20 protein-coding genes are annotated in these 22,269 nt (G+C 68.1%); 5 read left to right on the forward strand and 15 right to left on the reverse strand.

Annotation, left to right across the window (positions count from 1 at the left end; all coding sequences use genetic code 11):
* The 5 genes from AC1DY5_RS05585 to AC1DY5_RS05605 all read right to left on the reverse strand — a co-directional run.
* The coding region (locus AC1DY5_RS05585) for a dihydroorotase (RefSeq protein WP_478109452.1) at positions 1–1,088 on the reverse strand (1,088 nt) is incomplete at its 3' end.
* On the reverse strand, positions 1,085–2,047 hold the full coding sequence (locus AC1DY5_RS05590) for an aspartate carbamoyltransferase catalytic subunit (RefSeq protein ID WP_478109453.1): 963 nt from the start codon (positions 2,045–2,047) through the stop codon (positions 1,085–1,087). The genes AC1DY5_RS05590 and AC1DY5_RS05585, both read right to left, overlap by 4 nt.
* 82 nt (positions 2,048–2,129) lie before the next feature.
* Complete coding sequence (pyrR, locus tag AC1DY5_RS05595) at positions 2,130–2,627, reverse strand: bifunctional pyr operon transcriptional regulator/uracil phosphoribosyltransferase PyrR (protein ID WP_478109457.1); 498 nt, start codon at positions 2,625–2,627, stop codon at positions 2,130–2,132.
* Positions 2,624–3,061 (reverse strand): Holliday junction resolvase RuvX, encoded by a 438-nt coding sequence (gene ruvX, locus AC1DY5_RS05600; RefSeq protein ID WP_478109459.1) that lies wholly within the window; start codon positions 3,059–3,061, stop codon positions 2,624–2,626. Before ruvX ends, pyrR begins: the two co-directional genes overlap by 4 nt.
* Positions 3,058–3,657, reverse strand: a complete 600-nt coding sequence (locus tag AC1DY5_RS05605; protein WP_478109461.1) for a YqgE/AlgH family protein — start codon at positions 3,655–3,657, stop codon at positions 3,058–3,060. Before AC1DY5_RS05605 ends, ruvX begins: the two co-directional genes overlap by 4 nt.
* Here AC1DY5_RS05605 and AC1DY5_RS05610 point away from each other — a divergent pair.
* Positions 3,656–5,161 carry a cryptochrome/photolyase family protein gene (locus AC1DY5_RS05610; RefSeq protein WP_478109463.1) on the forward strand — a complete coding sequence of 502 codons (1,506 nt, stop codon included), beginning with the start codon at positions 3,656–3,658 and terminating at the stop codon, positions 5,159–5,161. The two genes, AC1DY5_RS05605 and AC1DY5_RS05610, sit on opposite strands and share 2 nt — an antisense overlap.
* 25 nt (positions 5,162–5,186) lie before the next feature.
* Here AC1DY5_RS05610 and AC1DY5_RS05615 read toward each other — a convergent pair whose 3' ends face one another.
* From AC1DY5_RS05615 to AC1DY5_RS05640, 6 genes are all read right to left on the reverse strand, one after another.
* Positions 5,187–11,237 carry a hybrid sensor histidine kinase/response regulator gene (locus AC1DY5_RS05615; RefSeq protein WP_478109465.1) on the reverse strand — a complete coding sequence of 2,017 codons (6,051 nt, stop codon included), beginning with the start codon at positions 11,235–11,237 and terminating at the stop codon, positions 5,187–5,189.
* 16 nt (positions 11,238–11,253) lie between these two features.
* Positions 11,254–13,578, reverse strand: a complete 2,325-nt coding sequence (locus AC1DY5_RS05620) for a methyl-accepting chemotaxis protein (RefSeq protein WP_478109467.1) — start codon at positions 13,576–13,578, stop codon at positions 11,254–11,256.
* Between the two features lie 39 nt (positions 13,579–13,617).
* Complete coding sequence (locus AC1DY5_RS05625) at positions 13,618–14,151, reverse strand: chemotaxis protein CheW (RefSeq protein WP_478109469.1); 534 nt, start codon at positions 14,149–14,151, stop codon at positions 13,618–13,620.
* 19 nt (positions 14,152–14,170) lie between these two features.
* The gene (locus AC1DY5_RS05630; RefSeq protein WP_028249487.1) at positions 14,171–14,536 is read right to left on the reverse strand and encodes a response regulator transcription factor; all 366 of its coding nucleotides are present in this window, start codon (positions 14,534–14,536) and stop codon (positions 14,171–14,173) included.
* A complete protein-coding gene (locus tag AC1DY5_RS05635; RefSeq protein ID WP_478109472.1) occupies positions 14,536–14,931 on the reverse strand; it encodes a response regulator in 396 nt (131 codons plus the stop codon). Before AC1DY5_RS05635 ends, AC1DY5_RS05630 begins: the two co-directional genes overlap by 1 nt.
* 76 nt (positions 14,932–15,007) lie before the next feature.
* Positions 15,008–15,178, reverse strand: a complete 171-nt coding sequence (locus tag AC1DY5_RS05640; RefSeq protein ID WP_007838397.1) for a rubredoxin — start codon at positions 15,176–15,178, stop codon at positions 15,008–15,010.
* Between the two features lie 111 nt (positions 15,179–15,289).
* Here AC1DY5_RS05640 and thiD point away from each other — a divergent pair, with 111 nt between their 5' ends.
* From thiD to AC1DY5_RS05655, 3 genes are read left to right on the forward strand one after another with little or no spacing between them, the layout of a single operon-like run.
* Positions 15,290–16,255: a bifunctional hydroxymethylpyrimidine kinase/phosphomethylpyrimidine kinase gene (gene thiD / locus AC1DY5_RS05645; protein WP_478109474.1), complete on the forward strand. Its 966-nt coding sequence runs from the start codon at positions 15,290–15,292 to the stop codon at positions 16,253–16,255.
* Positions 16,255–17,541 (forward strand): glutamate-1-semialdehyde 2,1-aminomutase, encoded by a 1,287-nt coding sequence (hemL, locus tag AC1DY5_RS05650; RefSeq protein ID WP_478109476.1) that lies wholly within the window; start codon positions 16,255–16,257, stop codon positions 17,539–17,541. Before thiD ends, hemL begins: the two co-directional genes overlap by 1 nt.
* 5 nt (positions 17,542–17,546) lie before the next feature.
* Positions 17,547–18,017, forward strand: coding sequence for a hypothetical protein (locus tag AC1DY5_RS05655; RefSeq protein ID WP_478109479.1), 471 nt, complete (start codon positions 17,547–17,549; stop codon positions 18,015–18,017).
* Between the two features lie 2 nt (positions 18,018–18,019).
* Here AC1DY5_RS05655 and purH read toward each other — a convergent pair whose 3' ends face one another.
* From purH to dusB, 3 genes are read right to left on the reverse strand one after another with little or no spacing between them, the layout of a single operon-like run.
* Positions 18,020–19,591, reverse strand: coding sequence for a bifunctional phosphoribosylaminoimidazolecarboxamide formyltransferase/IMP cyclohydrolase (gene purH / locus AC1DY5_RS05660; RefSeq protein ID WP_478109481.1), 1,572 nt, complete (start codon positions 19,589–19,591; stop codon positions 18,020–18,022).
* Positions 19,592–19,597: 6 nt separating this feature from the next.
* A complete protein-coding gene (locus AC1DY5_RS05665; RefSeq protein ID WP_028249493.1) occupies positions 19,598–19,834 on the reverse strand; it encodes a Fis family transcriptional regulator in 237 nt (78 codons plus the stop codon).
* Between the two features lie 52 nt (positions 19,835–19,886).
* Positions 19,887–20,945: a tRNA dihydrouridine synthase DusB gene (dusB, locus tag AC1DY5_RS05670; RefSeq protein WP_478109485.1), complete on the reverse strand. Its 1,059-nt coding sequence runs from the start codon at positions 20,943–20,945 to the stop codon at positions 19,887–19,889.
* Between the two features lie 167 nt (positions 20,946–21,112).
* Here dusB and AC1DY5_RS05675 point away from each other — a divergent pair, with 167 nt between their 5' ends.
* Positions 21,113–21,586: a YqaA family protein gene (locus AC1DY5_RS05675; RefSeq protein ID WP_478109487.1), complete on the forward strand. Its 474-nt coding sequence runs from the start codon at positions 21,113–21,115 to the stop codon at positions 21,584–21,586.
* A gap of 7 nt (positions 21,587–21,593) precedes the next feature.
* Here the strand turns inward: AC1DY5_RS05675 and AC1DY5_RS05680 are convergent, their stop codons facing one another.
* Positions 21,594–22,268, reverse strand: coding sequence for a glutathione S-transferase (locus AC1DY5_RS05680; RefSeq protein ID WP_478109490.1), 675 nt, complete (start codon positions 22,266–22,268; stop codon positions 21,594–21,596).
* Position 22,269: the final 1 nt, after the last annotated feature.

Below are 22,269 nucleotides of genomic sequence, written 5' to 3' on the forward strand. Positions count from 1 at the left end.
CCCAGCAGCCGGGCGGGCGCGGCGGTCACGGCCTCGATCGCGCGCCGCAGGCCGGCGCCGCTCTGCTCGCCCCACTTGAGCGCCAGCGGCAGCAGGAGTTCGAGGCCGGTGGCGCCAGGTTCGCTTTCGGCGAAGGGCAGCGTCTTGGCGTCCGCTTCGACCGGCGTGTGGTCCGACACCAGCGCGTCGATGGTGCCGTCGGCCAGGCCGGCCGACAGCGCTTCACGATCGCGCTGCTGGCGCAGCGGCGGGTTGAGGCGCGCGCGGCTGTCGAAGAACCCGATGTCGGTGTCGACGAGGTGCAGCGAATTGATGCTGACGTCGCAGCTGATCGGCAGGCCCTCGGCCTTGGCCGCGCGCACCTGGGCCACCCCGGCCGCGCTCGACAGGCGGCACAGGTGGACCCTCGCCCCGGTGCTTCGCATCAGCTCGACGATGGTGAAGATGGCGATCGTCTCGGCCGCTGCCGACACCCCCGACAGCCCGAGCCGGGTCGCCAGCGGCCCGCTGGCGGCAACGCCCTTGCCGAGGTCGCGGTCCTGCGGGCGCAGCCATACCGTGTAGCCGAAGGTGCTTGCGTACTGCAGCGCGCGCTGCAGCACCTGCGTGTTGCCGAGCGGCACTTCGGCTTGGCCGAAGCCGATGCAGCCGGCCTCGGTCAGTTCGGCCATCTCGGTCAGCACCTCGCCGGCCAGCCCGCGCGTCAGCGCACCGAGCGGGAACAGGCGGGCGCGCTGCAGCTTCTCGGCCCTGAACTTGAGCATTTCGACCAGGCCCGGCTCGTCCAGCACCGGATCGGTATCGGGCGGGCAGACCAGGCTGGTGACGCCACCGGCCACGGCCGCGCCCATTTCGCTCTCGAGCATGCCTTCGTGCTCGTAGCCGGGCTCGCGCAGCCGCGCCGCCAGGTCGACCAGTCCGGGCACGACCAGGCAGCCCCGGGCATCGAGCGTGCGCTCGGCGCGGAATTCAGGCGAGATCTTGCCAATGGCCTGCACCACGCCATCGGCGATCGCGATATCGGCCTGCTGGTCGAGGTCGGAAGCGGGGTCGACCACCCGGCCGTTGATGATCAGGATGTTGCTCATGCTTCGTTACCCGCGACGATGCTCATAACCGCCATTCGCACGGCGATGCCGAAAGTGACCTGCGGCAGGATCACGCTCTGGCGGCCGTCGACCACCGCGGAGTCGATCTCGACGCCCCGGTTGATCGGCCCCGGATGCATGACGATCGCATCCGGCCTGGCCAGTTGCAGCTTCTCCGGCGTGAGGCCGAAGGTCTTGAAGAACTCTTGCGACGACGGCAGCAGCGCACCGCTCATACGCTCGTTCTGCAGCCGCAGCATGATGATCACGTCGCAGTCCTTGATGCCTTCCTCGAGCGTATGGCAGACGCGCACGCCCATTTGCGCCATGTCGCTCGGCACCAGTGTCTTGGGGCCGACCACGCGGACCTCGGCGCAGCCCAGGGTCGTGAGGCCGTGGATGTCCGAGCGCGCCACGCGCGAATGCAGCACGTCGCCGACGATCGCCACGGTCAGGTTGGAGAAGTCCTTCTTGTAGTGGCGGATCGTGTACATGTCGAGCAGCCCCTGCGTCGGATGCGCATGCCGCCCGTCGCCGGCATTCACCACGTGCACGTGCGGCGCCACATGCTGCGCGATCAGATAGGGCGCCCCGGACTCGCTGTGCCGCACCACGAACAGGTCGGCGGCCATCGCGCTGAGGTTGGCGATGGTGTCGAGCAGCGACTCGCCCTTGGTCGCCGACGAGCGCGCGATGTCGAGGTTGATGACGTCGGCCGACAGCCGCTTGGCCGCGATCTCGAAGGTGGTCCGGGTGCGGGTCGAGTTCTCGAAGAACAGGTTGAACACGCTCTTGCCGCGCAGCAGCGGCACCTTCTTGACCTCGCGGTCGCTGACGCTGGCGAAGTTGGTGGCGGTGTCGAGGATATGTGTGACGATGTCCTTCGGCAGCCCCTCGATCGAGAGCAGGTGGATCAGTTCGCCGTTCTTGTTGAGCTGGGGGTTTCGTTTGTAGAGCATCAGGCCTCCCGCCGGGCCGCCCCAAGGGAGGCCTGCGCCCCCTCGGGGGGCAGCGAATACATGAAGTGATGAGCGTGGGGGTTCATTTGCTTTCTTCTACCTGGAAGGCGAAGGCGCCGCTGTCGCTGCGGRCGAGGGCCAGCAATTGCGTGGCGGGTAGTTCCAGCTTCTGCGCCGCGAAGTCGGCCGCCACCGGCAGCTCGCGGCCGCCGCGGTCGATCAGTATCGCCAGCCGCACGCAGGCCGGACGGCCGAAGTCGAACAGCTCGTTGAGCACCGCGCGGATGGTGCGCCCGGTGTAGAGCACATCGTCGAGCAGCAGCACGTCGGCGCCGTTGACGTCGAAGGGCAGCGTGGTCTGCGCGCTGGCGGCGAGGCCGCGGCGGGCGAAGTCGTCGCGGTGCATCGCCGAGGAGATGATGCCGGGCGCGCCGGCCAGGCCCAGGTCCTTCTGCAGCCGCTCGACCAGCCAGGCGCCGCCCGAGGTGATGCCGACCAGGCGGGTGTCGGCGCGCATGAGTGATTTCACGCCGCGCAGCAGCTCGAGATAGAGCGCTTCGGCGTCGGGGATTGCGTTCACGGGAGACTCCTCAGGAACTGTTCAAGGATGATGCAGGCCGAGGCGGCATCGGCGTCGCGGGCGCCGCCGGCCAGCGCCTCGGTCGTGCTGTAGCGCTCATCGACCTCGTACACCGGCAGCTGGAAGCGCCCGTGGAGCTGTCGTGCGAAGCGCTTGGCCGCCCGGGTGTTCTCGTGGGGCGCGCCGTCGGGGTGGTACGGCACGCCGATCACCAGCGCGTCGGGCTGCCATTCGCGGATCCGGGCCTCGACCTGCGCGAAGCGGGCATCGCCCTCAGCCTTGATGGTGGCCTGCGGGGTGGCCGTGCGCAGCAAGCGGTTGCCGCTGGCGACGCCGGTGCGCTTCTGACCGTAGTCGAAGGCCAGGAAACTCTGGAAATGGGCGGGAACGGACGGGGAATGCATGCTGCGGTCGGGCATCGCCTGAACGCTCATGCATGCCCCGCATCTGGCGACAGGGTCCAGGCCTCCAGGCCCAGCAGCGAGAGCGCCTTGTCGTAGCGCTGCTCGACCGGGGTATCAAAGATCACGGCCGGGTCGGCGCCCACCGTGAGCCAGCTGTTCTCGGCCAGTTCGGATTCGAGCTGACCCTCGCCCCAGGCCGCGTAGCCGAGCGACACCAGTACCTTGCGCGGGCCGGCGCCGGTGGCCAGCGCCTCGAGCACATCCTTGGAGGTGGTCATCTCGAGGCCGCCGGGGATCGTCATGGTCGAGGCGTAGACGGATTCATTGGGCTTGTCGGCGTCCGCGAACACCGGCTCGTGCAGCACGAAGCCGCGCTCGGTCTGCACCGGGCCGCCCTGGAACACCGGCGCATTGCCAAGTTCGGGGCGCGACAGGTGCAGCTCGATCTTCTCGAACAGCACGCCGAGATTGATGTCGCTGGGCTTGTTGATCACCAGCCCGAGCGCACCGCGCTCGCTGTGCTCGCAGAGGTAGACCACGCTGCGGCTGAAGGCCTTGTCTTCGAGACCCGGCATCGCGATCAGGAAATGATGCGTGAGGTTCATCCGTGGAGAATCAAGGGCCATGCCTTCGATTTTACTTGCCGTCGACAAGATCTATCCGAAAGGACTGATGTGGTTTCGCCGGGATCTGCGCGTGGACGACAACGCGGCGCTCTATCAGGCGCTGCGCGCCTGCCGGCAGGTGGTCTGCGTGTTCGTCTTCGACCGCGCGATCCTCGACCCGCTGCCGCGGGTCGACCGGCGGGTGGAGTTCATCCGCGAGTCGCTGGTCGAGCTGCAGGCGGAGCTCGAGGCCCTGGGCGGCGGGCTCATCGTGCGCCATGCGCTCGCCGAACAGGAGATCGCGCAGCTGGCGCGCACGCTGGAGGTGCAGGCGGTGTTCGCCAACCGCGACGATGAGCCCCGGGCGCTCGACCGCGACGCCAAGGTGCTGGGCGCGCTGGCCAACGCCGGCATTGCCTTCCATACCGCCAAGGACCAGGCGATCTTCGAGCGCGACGAGTTGCTGACGCAGGGCGGCCAGTCCTACACGATCTTCACGCCCTACAAGCGGGCTTGGCTGGCCAAGGTCGATGCCTTCTATCTCAAGCCCTATCCGGTGCGCCGCCACGCGGAAGCGCTGACGGCGCCTCCGGCCGCGCTGCGCGCCCCGGTGCCCACGTTGGCCGAACTGGGTTTCGAGCCGACCAACCTGTCGGCGCTGGACATCCCCACCGGCAGCCAGGGCGGGGCCGCGCTGCTGGGCGATTTCCTGCAGCGGATCGACCGCTACGACCAGGCGCGCGACTTCCCCGCGGTGCGCGGCCCGAGCTACCTCGGCGTGCACCTGCGCTTCGGCACGGTGTCGATCCGGCAGCTCGCGGGGCTGGCGCTTCCGCTGTCGCTTCAGGGCAGCGCCGGGGCGGCGAGCTGGCTCGGCGAGCTGATCTGGCGCGACTTCTACTTCCAGATCCTGGCCCACCATCCGCAGGTGGCCGAAGCCGGCGAATCGCGCAGTTTCCGGCCCGAGTACGACAGGATCCAGTGGCACCACGGCAAGCACGCCGACCAGTTATTCGATGCCTGGTGCAAGGGCCGGACCGGCTACCCGCTGATCGACGCGGCGATGGCGCAGATCAACCAGACCGGCTACATGCACAACCGCCTGCGGATGGTGGTGGCGAGCTTCCTCTGCAAGGACCTGGGCATCGACTGGCGGCGCGGGGAACGCTACTTCGCCGAGCATCTCAACGACTTCGAGCTGTCCTCGAACAACGGCGGCTGGCAGTGGGCGAGTTCGAGCGGCTGCGATGCCCAGCCCTATTTCCGGATCTTCAACCCGGTCACGCAGAGCCAGCACTTCGATCCCGAGGGCAAGTTCATCCGCCGCTACCTGCCGCAGTTGGGGAAGCTGTCGAACGCAGCCATCCATGCTCCATGGACCGCCAAGCCGCTCGAGCTGGTGGCAGCGGGTGTCGAACTCGGCGTGGACTACCCGAAGCCGGTGGTCGACCACGCCGAGGCCCGCGAGCGCACGCTGCAGCGCTACGCCGTGGTGAAGGCGCAGGAGCCGCGCGCGAAGCGCTGAAGAGGCCCCCTGCCCGCGCAGTCCGTCAGGCTGCCAGCGCCGCCGGCAGATCGACGCCGGTGTAGCTGCGCACCAGCCGCAGCAGTTCGTCTTCTGAGTAGGGCTTGCCGAGGTAGTGGTTCACGCCGAGCGCGCGCGCGTGGTCGTGGTGCTTCTCGGCGATGCGCGAGGTGATCATGATGATCGGCAGGTCGGCCAGCGACTGGTCGGCGCGTATGTTGCGCGCCAGGTCGAAGCCGTCCATGCGCGGCATCTCGATGTCGGACAGCACCACCGCCGGCCGCTCCTGCTGCAGCCGTTCGAGCGCCTGCAGGCCGTCGGCCGCCAGCGCCACGCGGTAGCCTTCGCGCTGCAGCAGCCGCTGCGTGACGCGCCGCACCGTGATCGAATCGTCCACCACCAGCACCAGCGGCACCTGCGGCGCCACCGGCGTCGGCGCGGCCACGGGCTCGGTGCCGCGCGCCGCCGACTGGCGGCGGGCGGCGGCCTGGAACTCGCGGGCCTTCTCGCCATGCACCGCGGCCAGCGCCACGGGGTTGAAGATCAGCGCGACAGCGCCCGAGGCCAGCACCGAGATGGCGGCCATGCCCGGCAGCCGCGACAGCTGCGGGCCCAGGTTCTTGACCACCACTTCCTGGTTGCCCAGGACTTCGTCCACGTGAAGGGCGACGCGCTGCGCCGCGCTTCGCACGATGACGATGGTGTTGGCCTTGGCCGCTGCCCGCTCGCTGCGGGCCGAGGACTGCAGCAGCGCACCGGCCCAGTAGAAGGGCACCTGCTCGCCGCCGAAGGGATAGCGCTGATCGAGGTAGGCGGACTCGAGGTCCGAGGCACTCGCGCGCAGCACGAGCTCGACCAGGTTGGAGGGCACGCCGATCGATGTGCCACCGGCGCGCAGCATGACCACGTGCGTCACGGCGGTGGTCAGCGGCAGCACCAGCTTGAAGACCGTGCCCTGGCCGGGCTGGCTGTGGGTTTCGATACGGCCACCGAGCGCGGCGACCTCGGCCCGCACCACGTCCATGCCGATCCCGCGACCGGCCAGCTCGGACACCTGTTCGGCGGTCGAGAATCCGGGCTGGAAGATCAGTTCGGCCGCTTCCGCGGGGCTCAGCTGCTGGCCTTCGGCCACCAGGCCGAGGGCCCGTGCGCGCGCCATGATCCGTTCGTGGTTCAGGCCCGCGCCGTCGTCGCGGAAACTCACCGAGACGTCGTTGCCTTCGTGGTGCAGCTCGATGGCGATCAGGCCGCTGGCGTCCTTGCCGGCCCGCTCACGCACCGCCGCATCCTCGATGCCGTGCGCCACGCAGTTGCGCAGCAAATGCTCGAAGGCCGGCGTCATGCGGTCCAGCACGCCGCGGTCCATTTCGATTGAGCCGCCGGTGATGTCCAGCCGCACCTGCTTGCCGGTGTCCTTGGATGCCTGGCGCACCACACGGTAGAGCCGGTCGGAAATGCCCTCGAACTCCACCATCCGCGTGCGCAGCAGCCCGCGCTGCAATTCGCGCGTCTGGCGCGCCTGGGCGCTGAGGTCGTCCTCGGTCGCCTGGACCGTCTTCTGCAGCGTGCGCTGCACGGTCGCCACGTCGTTGACCGACTCGGCCATCATGCGGGTCAGTTCCTGCACCCGCGTGAAACGGTCGAACTCGAGTGGGTCGAAGCCCTGTTGCGAGTCCTTGGCCTGGGCCAGCCGCGACTGCATCTGGCTCTCGGCCTGGACCTCGATGTCCCGCAACTGCTGACGCAGGCGGTCGAGGTTGCCGGTCAGGTCGCTGAGCGAGCTTCGCAGCTGGCCGATCTCGGCTTCGAGCCGCGACCGCGTGATGATGACCTCGCCGGCCTGCGCCACCAGCCGGTCGAGCAGGTGGGTGCGGATGCGGACCGCCTGGCTCGAAACGGCGCGCAGCGGCGTCAGGGCCGATGGCGAGGGCACGGCCACCAGGCCGCGCGCGGCGACCGGCCGGGCTGCGGCCACGGCCTCTTCAGCCTGCACGACTTTCGCGGCCTCGGCGGGCAGCGCTGGCTCGACCTTGGGCGCGACCGGAAGGGGCGGCGCAGCGACGGCGCGCTGCAGCTCGGTCTGGATCGCATCGTCTGCGGCGCGCAAGGCATCGAAGGTCGCCTGCAGCGTATCGAAGCGCGTCAGCAACTGCTCGATCGACACGCGGTCGGCGCCCGTGGCGCCGAGCGATTCGATCTCGGACTCCATCCGGTGTGCGCGCTCGCCCAGGCGCATCGCGCCCGCCAGCCGGGCACTGCCCTTGAGCGTGTGCAGGGTCCGCAGCATGGACGAACGCGGCGCGGAATCCTCGGGATGCTGCGCCCATTCGCGCAATGCGGCACCGAGCGCCGGCAACAGCTCTGCCGCCTCCTCCTCGAAGATCGGGAACAGGTCGACGTCGACCGCGTCGGCGACGTCGATGACGTCCCCACCGTCGTCCAGCGCCACGTCGGCCATGGCATCGCGCACCAGGTGCGGATAGGCAGGACGGGTCTCGACCGCTTCGGCCGGCAGCACCGAGGCCGCAACCTCGCGCAGCGCCCGCAGTGTGCCTTCGATCGGGTCCTTGAGGACACCGGCCGCGAACTGATGCAGCAAGCGGCGCAGTTCCTCGGCGGCGCCGACCAGCACCGCACCCTGCTGGGGTGTTCCGCGGCCCTGCATCTGGAGGTGCTGCAGCGCGGCCTCGAGCAGGCGCGCCATGCCCGACAGGCTGTGGAATCCGACCGTCGCCGAACTACCGGCCAGCGAATGCGCCAGCCCGATCGTGGAGTCGGACACCCGCTGATGCGATTCGAGCGCCCATTCGCCGACCTCGGTGGCCAGTTGGCGGGACCACTCGTCGGCTTCGTTGAGATAGACGTTGTAGAGCGCGATGCCGATGCGCAGCGGCCCGATAACCTTGACCTGCTCATCGGCGCTCGGCAGGGCCGGGCGTTCGGGCTCGAACTCGATCGGCGGCGCGGCGACAGCTTCTGCTTCTGCTTCTGCTTCTGCGTCCGCTTTTGGTTCCGCTACCGGTTCGGGCTCGGTTTCCAGCCGAAGCTCTTCCTCGGCCGCCTCCGCGACCGGCGCCAGCGCCAGCCCTTCGATCACCGGTTCGACCTCGGCCTCGACATGCGCTGCCTGCGGCGCCTCGGCCGGGGCTTCGGGTTCCAGCCGCAACGAGAAGTCCAGGGCCGGCTCGGCTTCCCGCGGCGCTTGCGCTTCCGGCACCGGCTCGGGCCGCGCTTGCGGCGGCGCGTAGGCCGCGGGCTCGAGCGAGGTGTGCATGGTCTCGAGGAAATCGACCTCCTCGATCGCGCCCAGGTCCAGCGGTTCTCCCTCCGGCGCCGGAACGCCTTCGAAATCGAGAAAGTCCGTCGAGGTGAAGTCGTCCGGCGTGCGTGGTTCCTCCAGCGCGTCGCGGGAGGGCTCCTTCAGGATCGCGCCGGCGTCGGGCGCTTCGGCGGCCGACGTCGCCGCGGCCGGTTCCTCGATCGGCACCTCGGTCGGCGGCAGCTCGGGCTCAAAGTCGATCGAACCGAGTTCCAGATCGGGGAGCGGCGGCAGCACCACGGGCTCCGCAGCCGGCGGCGGCGACTCCGCCAGCGATTCGGCAGCGATGTGGCGTGCCGCCGCAACCAGCGCATCAGCATCGGCCACGCGCGGCGCGGCCACCAGCGGCTCGCCGGTGCGCAGCGACTCGGCCATGCTGCGGAAGGGCGCCGAATGCCAGCCGTGGGGCTGGTTGGCGGCGATCGCTTCGACCCATTTCGCGAAATCCGTCAGCGCACTGCGCGTGCCGGCGATCAGTTCCGGCGTCGCCGGGCGCTGGTCGGCCAGCCAGGTGTTGAGCACCTGCTCGAAGGACCAGGCGGCCTCGCCGAAATCCATCAGTCCGACCATCCGCGAGCTGCCCTTGAGCGTGTGGAAGGCACGGCGCAGCACCGTCAGTTCGCCGTCGTCATCGGGGCGGGACGACAGCACCGACACTGCGGCCAGGCCGTTGTGCAGCACTTCACGCGCTTCGTCCAGGAAGATGTTCTGGAGGTCGTCCTCCTCGAGCTCGGTGACTTCGGTGTCGGGCAGCCCTTCGAGCGGGGCCGGGCCGGTGATCTTCGCGGTCCAGTCGGCGGTCGCGCGGCTGAACTCCTCGATCGACGAGGGCGCCGGCTTGCTGCGGTTGCCGGGCGCCGCGAGCGCCGCCAGCTTGGCGGCGATCTGCGCATCCACCTCCTCGACGCTGAGCACGGTTTCGGTGGCGGCGACTGGCCCCGATGCCGAGGCAAAGGACACCGGCGCCGCCGCCGCTTCCGGCGCACCGGTTTCGCTGCCCTGCCGCCCCATCAGCGGCTTGAGCTCGCCGAGTTCGGCATCGAACACGAACAGCCGCTTGGCCAGCGCCGGCTGGTAGCTGAGCATGTCGATCAGGAAGCCCAGCGCGCCGAGGTTGTTGCCGAGCGAATCGAAGGCGCGGATCTCGTCGGCCGGCGATTCCTCGGCCAGCAATTGGTCGACGTTTTCGCGCATGCGCTGCACGGTCTGTGCAGCCTGGTCCAGGCCGAGCACCGAGAACACGCCGCGCATCTGCAGCAACTGGCTCGGCACCGTGCGCAGCAAGCTTTTTTCGGTCGGCCGGCGGAAGAACTGGTCGAGCGACTTCTCGAGCTCGCTCAGGTGGCTGCGCAGCTCGCTGACCACGGTTCCCATGGTCTGGCGGTCGCTGACGCGGCGGTAGAGCTCCTCCATCCAGGGCTCGAGCGGCTCGGAGCGGCCGCCTTCGCGGGCCCGCTCGATACGGCCCGCGAGTTGCACGGTGCGGGCGGTGAGCTGGCGGTCGTGCGGATCGAGGTCCTCGAAGGCCGCTTCGAGGTACAGCACCGAGGTCGCGACTTCCATTGCCAGTTCGGTCGCCGGCGGCTGACCCGAGCGTATCGAGGCCTCGACCGCGTTGTTGAGCGCCTGCACCATCGGTGCACTCGCCGGGTGCAGCTTCTGCAGCGATTCGCCCAGCTGGACGAAGGTGTCGGCCACCTGCCGCGTGCGGCTGACGTCGCTGGCCGAGAGCGCAGACCACATTTCCTTGGCCGACTCGATGCGCTTGCGCGCCTGCGCCAGCACCCCCGGGTCAAAGCGGCCGAACTGCTCGATCGTGTAGTCGACGGTCTGCTCGTTGGCAACGCCCCAGGCGACGCGCACGGCGCGCAGCGTGGCGGCTTCGTCGCGCGGGCCGGGCACGGCCTGCGCACAGAAGAACAGCAGGTCCTGGCCCAGCCGGTCGGACACGGTGTTGTCGCCGCGCGCCAGCGTGGCGTACTGCAGCAGCACGCGCGAGGCGGCGCGCTTCACGTGCGCGTCGGCCGGAATCAGCGCCAGCGCCAGCGCTTCGAAGAAGCCGGCCGCCAGGGTCCAGAAACTCGCGACGCGCGGAATCGACGCGCCACGCCCAAGCCCGAGGCACAGCGCCTGCAGGCGGCGGGCCGCGTGGTCGTCGCCGCTCTTTACGACCTTGAGCACTTCGCGGTCGAGCTTGGAACGGACGGCCGGGTCATAGACCAGCGCGGTCTGGGTCGGCGCCGGCTTGATCTCGACCCAGCGCCAGGTCATGCTCCAGAGGTCGGCCGGGTGCACCCGCTCGTTGCCGACCAGTTCGAGCACCTCGCGATACTGCGGGAACAGCGCCACCGACGAGACCACCTTGCCGGCGATCATCGCGTTCAGGAAGTCGGCGATCGCGAAGCCGGCGCGGTCGATCTTCTGGACCGCGGCGTCGGTGCAGCGCAAGGGCTCCGTGGCGAAACTCTGGACCGCGAATTCCATCGCGCCCAGCACCAGCGCCGGCGCCGTATGGCCCACCATCTGCAGCGCGCCCACCGCCTGGTGCAGGTGCAGGCGCGCCTGGCGCAGCGGTGCGGTGTCGAGTTCGGAACCGGGCAGCGCCATCGAGGCTTCGCGGGCGAAGCGGTGCAGCGTCTTGCCGACGCCTTCCAGCGTCTTCTGGATTTCTCCCAATACCCAGGCCAGCGGCCCAAGATCCTCGGTGGCCGGCGCGTTGCCGGCTGTGTGGGCGGTGGCGGGGCTTTGGATCGACACGTTGGGCGCTCGGCGTTCAGGCAATCTTGAAACGAGACACGGACTGGCGCAGCTCTTCGGCCATGTGCGAGAGTTCGCGCACCTGCTGCGCGGTGGTCCGCGTGCCTTCGCCGGTCTGCTCGGTCACGGCGAAGATGTGCTGGATGTTGGCGGCCACCACGTTGGCCGAATCGGCTTCGCGCGAGGCGGATTGAGAAATCTGCTCGATCAGGTCGGCCAGTCGGCGCGACACCCGGTCGATTTCCGACAGCGCGGTGCCGGCGTTGTCGGACAGCTTCGCGCCTTCGACCACGCCCTGCGTGGAGCGCTCCATGGCGCCCACCGCATCCTGGGTGTCGGTCTGAATCGCCTTCACCAGCGCCGAGATCTGGCGCGTGGCGTCGGCCGAGCGCTCGGCCAGCCGCTGCACTTCTTCCGCCACCACCGAGAAGCCGCGGCCGGCTTCACCCGCCGATGCGGCCTGGATGGCGGCGTTGAGTGCCAGCACGTTGGTCTGTTCGGTAATGTCCGAGATCAGCTCGGTGATTTCGCCGATCTCCTGCGAGGATTCGCCCAGGCGCTTGATCCGCTTGGAGGTTTCCTGGATCTGGTCGCGGATCGAGTTCATGCCGCCGATCGCGTTCTGCACCGCCTGCAGGCCCGACGAAGCGGCTTGCAGCGACTGCCGCGCCACCGTGGCCGATTCCTGCGCCTGCGAGGACACGCCGTTGATCCGCTCGGCCATCGTCAGCACCGACTGGCCGGTCTCGCGGATCTCGCGCAACTGCTCGGTCGAGGCTGCCAGCAGTTCGGTCGAGGTGCTTTCCACTTGCGAGGTGGTCTGCGCCACGCGGGTCGCCGTGTTCTGCACGTTGCCGACCAAGAGGCGAAGTTCTTCCACCGTGTAGTTCACCGAGTCGGCGATGGCGCCGGTGATGTCCTCGGTCACCGTGGCTTCCTGCGTCAGGTCGCCTTCGGCCACCGTCTGCAGTTCGTTCATCAGCCGAAGAATGGCTGCCTGGTTGGCGGCGTTGACGCGGCTCGCGTCCTCGCTCACGCGCTCGGCCTCGACCCGATCGCGTTCCGCGGCGGCGGCCCGTTCGCGCCCTTCGCGCACCTGCACGAATCCGATCGCGCCGGCCAGTGCCAGGGCGGCCAGCGACAGCACGAACAGCATCACCACGGTGCCGGCGCCGAGACCGGTGCGGGCCGAGAGCTTTTCCTGCAGGTCGCCGAGCGCGGTGCGCAGCGGTTCGCTGTCGGCCAGGATCGCGGCCTGTGCTTCGCGCGCGGCAACCAGGCCCTGCAGGTTGCCCAGGATGGCGCCGGCCTGCGTGCGGGTCGATTCGTACGTCTTCAGGATGGCTTCGAGCTGCTGGCGGGTCTGCGCGTCGCGCGTGCCCGGCAGGCGCTGCTGCGGGCTGCCGTCGAGCAGGCCGCGGGTGATTTCCTGGAAGCTGTTCAGGTCCTTGCCGAGCAAGAACACGGCGTCAGGGCTCACGCCCTCGACCGTCAGGAATTCGTTGGCCGACTTGCCGATGCGCTGGGTCAGCATCACCAGCTGGCCGGCGGCCGAGATCTCGGGGATGGTCGCGTTCTGCTGCATCTTGAGCGAGGCCACGGTCTCGGCCATCTCTAGCAGGTCGGAGGACTGGCGGTTGATGTCGCGCAGCGCGGTGCCGACCTGCGTCAGGATCTTCTGCTGCGCCAGCACGGCCTTGGCGCTCTTGTCGGCGCGGTCGACCAGCGGTGCGATCTTGCCGAGCTCAGTGTCGTACTGGCTGCCGACGCGCTCCAGCTTGAGCGCATCGTCGCCGTTCGACAGACCCTGCACGCGGCGGGTCAGGTCATCGGCGCTGTCGCGCACTTCAGCGAAGGCGGCAACGTTGCCGACCAGCGCCTGGGACACCGACTTGGCAAGCCGCTGCGACTGCATCAGCGACTGGCCGGTGGCCGCCACCTGCTGGGCCAGGCGTTCGGCGCGCAGGATGGCGGAGCCGGCGACCAGCAGCAGCAGCAGCACCACGCCCGCGAGGGCCATCGCGAGAATCCGCTGCTGGCGCGCCGGACTGGAGCGTTGCGAGCGCCTCGACCGCGCGACCGGCGGCGGGACCGCACCCGCCTCGCCCCCTGGCGGCGCACCCTCTTCCGCGCTCTGCACCATGGCGTCGGCGGCCTCCGCCACCGTCGGAAGTTCGGACTCGGGCACGGCGTCGCGCCGCAGGGGCTCGCCCCTGTCATCGCTCGTCTGCAAGGTGTCGAGGCTGTCCAGCGACAGGGTGGCCGCGCTGTCGCTGCCCACGGCCATGCGGTTGCCGCCCTGGGGCAGGAATTTCTTGAACTTGTCGGCGATCGAGCTCACGGTCGGTCCTTCAGGTTGTATACGGTGCTCGGCTGGCCTTCAGGCGCCGATGCTCAGGAACTGGGGATGCTGCGAAAGCGCCTGCAGGTTGATTTCCTGCCAGCGGCCTCCTGCGGCGTCGGTGTACGAATGTCCGAGCCAGGGCGCAGTATCGCCCCGCGGCGCCTCGGACGCGACGAAGGCGTCGACGCCGCGCAGGCCGACCAGGCGGTCGATCAACAGGGCGCAATTGACTTCCAGCAATTCATTGAGCGCGACCAGCCGCGACTGGGCGCGGGTCGCTTCGTTCAACGCCGGCAGCACGGCAGCACCGATGGCGAAGCCCGACAGCTGCACGACGCCATAGAGCCCGCCGCGCAGGTTGGCGACGCCGAGGAACCAGGGCGCCGTATAGGGCACGGACTGCGGCGCCACCCAGGGAAAGATCTCGCCGGCGTGACCGAGCGGGAACAGGTACTTTGATTCGCCCGCCTCCACCGCGAGCCACGAGGCGGAGACGTCCGAGGTGCGCGCGGCCTGCAGGCGGCCGGCGAGTCGGGACTGGAAAGCGCGGAGAGCGTCGCGGTTGGCCATGGGCGAACGGATCGATCGATCAGGCCAGGGCGCTGATCTTGGCCATCAGCTCGGCGGCATTCACCGGCTTGACGATGTAATCGCGGGCGCCCTGCCGCATGCCCCAGACGCGATCGGTTTCCTGGTTCTTGCTGGTGCACAGGATGATCGGCACCGCGGCGTACTGCGGATTGCGAGCGATGGCGCGCGTCAGCTGGAAGCCATTCTGACCCGGCATCACGACATCCATCAGGATCAGATCGGGCTGTTCTTCCTCGAGGCGGCGCATGGCGTCGTCCGCGTTCTCGGCCGTCTTGACCGAAAAACCGTTCTTCTGCAGCAGGTCTGTGAGGAAAACCAGTTCCGTCTTCGAGTCGTCGACCACGAGCACTTTGCGAATCGCCATTACTGGGCTTCCTGAACGAGACCGAATTGCTGCACGGCATGTAGCAGTTGGTCCTTGGTGAAGGGTTTGGTGAGGTAGTCCTGCGAGCCGACCATGCGGCCGCGCGCCTTGTCGAAGACGCCATCCTTGGAAGACAGCATGACGACGGGCACGTTGGAGAAGCTTGCGTTGCGCTTGATGATGGCGCAAGTCTGATAACCGTCGAGGCGCGGCATCAGGATGTCGCAGAAGATCAGATGCGGCTTGTGGTCGTTGACCTTCGACAAGGCGTCGAAGCCGTCCTCGGCCAGCAGAACCTCGTGCCCGCCCTGCCTGAGAAAGATCTCGGCGCTGCGCCGAATGGTGTTGCTGTCGTCGATGACGAGCACCTTGTAGCCGGATCCATTCGCGCTCATTTCGCACCGCTCCTTGTGACACTTGTCGACCGCTGCACCCGTCGGGGGCACAGGAAGCTCGGCCCTATGCCATGCTTCAGATCTCCACCATTTCGAAATCTTCCTTGCGTGCCCCGCATTCCGGGCAGGTCCAGTTCATTGGAACATCCGCCCATGCCGTGCCGGCCGCAATACCATCTTCCGGCACGCCGACCGCCTCGTCATAAATCCACCCACAAATCAGGCACATCCAGGTTTTCGTATTCATCGCAGCTTAAGGTCCCTGTTCATCAAATGCAACGATCGTATCTAAACGTATCAGCAAATCACGTGACAACCGTCTCAGATATGCCACCATCCAGTGAGCCCTGATTCGAGTATGAAAACTTACCTACTACCACCAGAGCACGATCGCGAAACCAGCGATCTTAGCGACCCCTCGGACGAGGAAGCCGTTGCGGAAGGCGATTTGAATCCGCCCTGCGTGCTGGTCTTCAACGCCAGCGACCCGAGCGGGGCCGGTGGCCTGGGCGGCGACGCCCTGGCCATGGCCTCGGTCGGCGCCCACATGCTGGCGGTGGTCACCGGCGCCTACGCGCGCGACACCGCCGAGATCTTCGATCACTTCGCCTTTGACGAGGAGGCGGTGGCCGAKCAGGCGCGCTCGATCCTCGAGGACGTCGAGGTGCAGTTGATCAAGGTCGGCTTCGTTGGCTCGCCGGAAAATCTCAGCACCGTGGCCGAGACCGCGACCGACTACCCCGAAGTGCCGGTGGTCGCGTACATGCCGAACCTCTCGTGGTGGGAGGACGGCCAGATCGAGGCGTATCTCGACGCCTTTCGCGAGCTGGTGCTGCCGCAGACCACGGTGCTGGTCGGCAACCACAGCACCCTGTGGCGCTGGCTGCTGCCCGACTGGAGCGGCGAGAAGCCGCCGACAGCGCGCGACATCGCCATGGCCGCAGGCGAATTCGGCGTGCCCTACACGCTGGTCACCGGACTGATGCTGCCCGACCAGTTCATCGACAACGTGCTGGCCTCGCCGCAGGCGGTGCTGGCGAGCGAGAAGTACGAGCGGCTCGATGCCGTGTTCGCCGGCGCCGGCGACACCTTGTCGGCCGCGCTCGCGGCGCTGCTCGCGAGCGGCACCGACCTGGTCGCCGCCACCAGCGAGGCGCTGAGCTACATGGACCGCTGCCTCGACGCCGGCTTCCGTCCCGGCATGGGGCACGTGCTGCCCGACCGCCTGTTCTGGGCCCAGCCCGAGGACGACGAGGACGAGGACAATGACGACCTCGCGTCGCCGACCGACTTCGCCCTCCCTCCGCACGACACCCGCCATTGATGCCACATCCTGACCAGAACCAGATCCTCTTCGAGCGCGCCCGCGCCGTCATCCCCGGGGGCGTGAATTCGCCGGTGCGGGCCTTCAAGGCCGTCGGCGGCACGCCGCGCTTCGTGAAGCGCGCGCAGGGCGCCTATTTCTGGGACGCCGACGACAAGCGCTACATCGACTACATCGGCTCCTGGGGCCCGATGATCCTCGGCCACGGCCACCCGGCGGTGGTCGAGGCGGTGCAGCGCGCCGTCACCGATGGCTTCTCCTTCGGCGCCCCGACCGAGCGCGAGATCGAGCTCGCCGAGGCCATCCTGGCGCTGGTGCCGTCGATGGAGATGGTGCGCCTCGTGAGCTCGGGCACCGAGGCCGCGATGAGCGCGCTGCGCCTGGCGCGCGGCGCCACCGGCCGCAAGTACATCATCAAGTTCGAAGGCTGCTACCACGGCCACGCCGACGCCCTGCTGGTCAAGGCCGGTTCGGGCCTCGCGACCTTCGGCAACCCGACCTCGGCCGGCGTGCCGCCCGAGGTGGTGCAGCACACGCTGGTGCTCGAGTACAACAACCTCGCGCAGCTTGAGGAGGCTTTCGCGCTGCACGGCCACGAGATCGCCTGCCTGATGATCGAGGCGATCGCCGGCAACATGAACTTCGTGCGCGCCAGCGCGGCCTTCGCCAAGCGCTGCCGCGAGCTGTGCACGCAGTACGGCGCGCTGCTGGTGTTCGACGAGGTGATGACCGGCTTCCGCGTCGGGCTGCGCGGTGCCCAGGGCGTGCTGGGCGTGACGCCCGACCTCACGGTGCTCGGCAAGGTGATCGGCGGCGGCATGCCGCTGGCCGCCTTCGGCGGGCCGCGCGCGATCATGGAACAACTGGCGCCGATGGGACCGGTGTACCAGGCCGGCACGCTGTCGGGCAATCCGGTGGCCACCGCCTGCGGGCTGGCCACGCTGAACGAAATCGCCCGGCCCGGCTTCTACGAAGCGCTGTCGACGAAGACGCGCTTGCTGATCGACGGCCTGAAGGCCGCCGCGGCCGCTGAAGGCGTGCCTTTCAGCGCCGACAGCGAGGGCGGCATGTTTGGCTTCTTCCTCTTCGACGCGCTGCCGCAGAACTACGCGGCCGTGATGAAGAGCGACGGCGCGAAGTTCAACACGCTGTTCCACGGCCTGCTCGAGCGCGGCGTCTACATCGCGCCGGCGCTCTACGAGGCCGGCTTCGTGAGCGCCGCGCACAGCGAGGACGACATCGCCGCCACCGTCGAGGCGRCGCGCCAGATATTCAAGACGCTGTAGGCACCGTGAAGCTGCCATCGCTGGTGGCAGGCGCGGGCCTGCTGCTGCCCGGTCTGGCGCTCGCGCAGGTCGACATCAGCCAGGTCTGGGTCAACCCGGGCTTCTATGCGCTGCACTTCGATCGCAACAAGGGGCTGGAAGACTTCAATCCGGGAATCGGCATCGAGTGGCCGATCGACAAGACCTACTCGATCACGGCCGGCGCCTTTCGCAACAGCGACCGCGATCGCTCGCACTACATCGGCTTGTACGTGATGCCCTTCGAGTTCCACGGCGTGAAGCTGGGCGCCGTGGTGGGCGGCTTCGACGGCTACCAGATGACGAACAACGGTGGCTGGTTCCCGGCGCTGATCCCGACCGCGGCGATCGAGGGCAGGCACTGGGGACTGAACATCGCGATCATCCCCAGCATCAAGGACCGCCTCTACGGTGCGATCAGCTTCCAGCTCAAGTACCGCTTTTCAGACGGCAACTAGGCTCAATGCCGGAAGTGGCGAACTCCGGATAGAACCATGACGACGCCGCGCTCGTCTGCAGCATCGATCACTTCCTGGTCGCGCATCGAACCGCCCGGCTGGATCACCGAAGTAGCACCCGCATCGACCACCACGTCGAGGCCATCGCGGAACGGGAAGAAGGCGTCGCTCGCGACCGCCGTGCCGGCCAGCGACAGGCTCGCGTGCTGGGCCTTGATGCTGGCGATGCGCGCCGAGTCGAGCCGGCTCATCTGGCCGGCACCGACGCCCATCGTCATGCCGTCGGCGCAGAACACGATGGCGTTGCTCTTGACGAACTTGGCGACCTTCCAGGCGAACAGCAAGTCCTGCAGTTGCTGCGGCGTCGGCTGCTTCTTGCTGACCACCTTGAGCTCGTCGACCGACAGCTCGCGGTTGTCGGCGGTCTGCATCAACAGGCCCGAACCGATGCGCTTGACGTCGACCGCGTTGCGGCCGTTGTCCCAGTCGGTCTTGCCGCCCGGCGGCAGCGCAATCTCGAGGATGCGCACATTGACCTTGCTCTTGAACACCTCCAGCGCCTCGGCCGAATAGCCCGGCGCCATCAGCACCTCGACGAACTGCTTGCTGACCGCTTCGGCCGCAGCCCGGTCCATCGACCGGTTGAAGGCGATGATGCCGCCGAAGGCCGAGGTCGGGTCGGTCTTGAAGGCCTTGCTGTAGGCCTCGAGCGGATCGTTGCCRACTGCGACGCCGCACGGGTTGGCGTGCTTCACGATCACGCAGGCCGGCGCGTCGAAGCTCTTCACGCATTCCCACGCGGCATCGGCATCGGCGATGTTGTTGTAGCTCAGCTCCTTGCCCTGCAACTGCTTCGCCGTGACCAGCGAGCCCGGCGCCGGATAGAGGTCGCGATAGAACGCGGCCTGCTGGTGCGGGTTCTCGCCGTAGCGCAGGTCCTGCAGCTTGACGAAGCGGCCATTGCTCTGGGCCGGAAACAGCGCATGCGAACCGTCATCCACAAACCCCGAGAGGTAGTCGCTGATCGCGCCGTCGTACTGGCTGATGCGGTTGAAGGCGGCCACCGAGAAGGCGAACCTGGTCTTGTCGCTGAGCTTGCCCTCGGCCTTGAGTTCGGCCAGGGCTTGCGGATATTGCGAGGCGTCGGTCAGCACGCCGACATCCTTCCAGTTCTTGGCCGCGCTGCGCACCATCGCCGGGCCGCCGATGTCGATGTTCTCGATCGCATCCTCGAGCGTGCAGCCGGGCTTGGCGACCGTGGCTTCGAACGGATAGAGGTTCACCACCAGTAGGTCGATGGTGTCGATGCCGTGTTCCTTCAAGGCGGCCATGTGCGCCGGCACCTCGCGCCGCGCCAGCAGGCCGCCATGCACCTTCGGATGCAGCGTCTTGACGCGGCCGTCGAGCATTTCGGGAAAGCCCGTGTGGTCGGCCACCTCGGTCACCGGCAGGCCGGCGTCGGCCAGCAGCTTGGCGGTGCCGCCGGTCGACAGCAGCTTGATGCCGAGCGCATGCAGCGCCTGGGCGAATTCGAGGATGCCGGTCTTGTCGGATACGGAGATCAATGCATTCATCAGGGGTTACTTCAACAGTTTGTGTTCGACCAGCTTCTTGCGCAGGGTGTTTCGGTTGAGGCCGAGCCATTGGGCGGCCTTGGATTGGTTGCCTTCGGCACGCGTCATCACGACGTCGAGCAGGGGCTTCTCGACGACGCGCACCAGCATCTCGTACATGCCGTCGGGTTCGGTGCCGCGGAGGTCGCGGAAATAGCTGTCCAGGCTGCTGCGCACGCAGTCTTCGATATGTTTCTTGCTCATGGTCTTCTTGTTTTCTCCTCTTGCTCTGCCTTCTCTCGTGTTCTCTCCGGTATCACGCAAGCGCGTCGGCCGATGGCTCGTCCAGGGTTTCGAGCCCGTCCGCCGAGGACGCCGGGATGCGGTCCATGCAACCGGCCAGGGTGTCGAAGAAATCGCCCACCGCGCGCAGTTGCGAATCGCAGTCCTCGATCAGGTTCATCTCGCCGCGGAACGCCTCGCCGCCCGGCAGCGTTCGCACGTACCAACCGATGTGCTTGCGTGCCGTGCGCACGCCGCTGTAGTCGCCGTACAGCGCATAGTGCTGCTGCAGGTGGTCGAGCAACAGGCGCCGCACCTCGGCCACCAGCGGCGGCGCCAGGTGCGTGCCGGTGGCGAGGAAATGCGCGATCTCGCGGAAGATCCATGGCCGGCCCTGCGCCGCGCGGCCGACCATCACCGCGTCGGCTCCGGTTGCGGCCAGCACGTCGCGCGCCTTCTCGGGCGACGCGATGTCGCCGTTGGCGACCACCGGGATGCGCACCGCGGCCTTGACCGCCGCGATGGTGTCGTATTCGGCCTGGCCCTTGTAGCCCTGCTCGCGCGTGCGGCCATGCACCGTGAGCATCTGCACGCCGGCGGCCTCGAAGCGCCGCGCCAGCGTCACGGCGTTGCGCCGGTCCTCGCTCCAGCCGGTGCGCATCTTGAGCGTGACCGGCACCCGGTACGGCAGCGCGGCGCTCACCACGGCCTCGACGATCTCGAGGGCCAGCGGCTCGTCGCGCATCAATGCGGACCCGGCCCACTTGTTGCAGACTTTCTTGGCGGGGCAACCCATGTTGATGTCGATGATCTGCGCACCACGCTCGATGTTGTATTGCGCTGCCTCAAACATCATCGCTGCATCGGTGCCGGCGATCTGCACCGAAATGGGGCCCGGTTCGCCGTCGTGGTTGGCGCGGCGTGAGGTCTTCAGCGTGCCCCACAGTTCCTTGCGCGAGGTGACCATCTCGCTGACCGCATAGCCGGCGCCCAGTTCGCGGCACAGCATCCGGAACGGCCGGTCCGTGACGCCCGCCATCGGGGCGACGAACAGGCTGTTATTCAGCGCAATGTGGCCGATCTGCAGGGTCATGGAGGAAGTTGGCGAGCGCCGGGCTGCTGAAAAATGAGGCACGATTGTAGCGGCGCGCCGACCCTTCGGCTGAAACGATTTGCACCCTCCGCACCACCTCGACGGCCGTACCGAGGGTTCTCGCCTACGGCAGAAGCGATCAGTAGCTTTCTATACTCCTCGCACACATGCAAGCCTGGCTCGACTCCTTCCTTGCGCTCCTGGCGCTTCCGCAGTACGGGCTCAGCACGGTGTTCATCGCCGCCTTCGTGTCGGCGACGCTGCTGCCGGTCGGGTCGGAGCCGGTGCTGTTCGGCCTGCTCAAGCTGAACCCCGACATGTTCTGGTCGGCCATCGCCGTTGCCACGACCGGCAACACCCTGGGCGGAATGGTCGACTGGTGGATGGGCTACGGCGCCCACCAGGTGGCCGACAAGTATTCGCACTCCAAGCACCACGTGCGCGTACTTGGCTGGCTCGAGCGGCTCGGGCCCAAGGCCTGCCTGCTGGCCTGGCTGCCGATCGTCGGCGATCCGCTCTGCGCGGTCGCCGGCTGGCTCAAGCTTCCATTCTGGCCCTGCGTGCTCTACATGGCGATCGGCAAGTTCGCGCGCTACGTGACGATGACGGTGGCGCTGCTGTACATCTGGCCCAACACCTGAACGGGCCTCAACTCAGCAGGCCGTAGGGGCCGCCGCGCTCCAGCGCCCGCCGGTAGGCCGGCCGCGCATGGATGCGCTCGAGCCAGGCCATCAGCTTCGGCCGCGAGGCGTCGAGCCCGCCGCGGGCCCGCGCGGCTTCGACCGCAAAGCTCATCTGGATGTCGGCGCCGCTGAACGCGTCGCCGGCGAACCATTCGGTCTTGCCGAGTTCGCCTTCCATGAAATCGAGATGCGTCTTGAGGTTCGGCAGGATGAAGGCCGCCTTGGCCTTTTGCGCAATACTCCGCGCGATCGGCCTGGCGAAAAAAGGCATCTTCGCCTTCTCGATCCGGTCGAACATCAGCTTGAGCAGCAGCGGCGGCATCGCCGAGCCTTCCGCGTAGTGCAGCCAGTAGCGGTAGCGATGGGCCTCGGGCGTGCCTGACGCGGGCGACAGCCGGCCGTCGCCGTAGCGCTCGACCAGGGTCTCGATAATTGCACCCGACTCGGCCAGCGCCGGGCCGTCGTCGCTGGTCACCACCGGCGACTTGCCCAGCGGATGCACCTTCTTGAGCTCGGGCGGCGCGAGCATCGTCTGGGCGTCGCGCTGGTAGTGCACGACCTCGTAGGGCAGTTCGAGCTCCTCGAGCAGCCAGAGCACGCGCTGCGAACGCGAGTTGTCGAGGTGGTGGACCTGGATCATG

The sequence above is a fragment of the Variovorax sp. P4_D9 genome, from assembly GCF_056401695.1.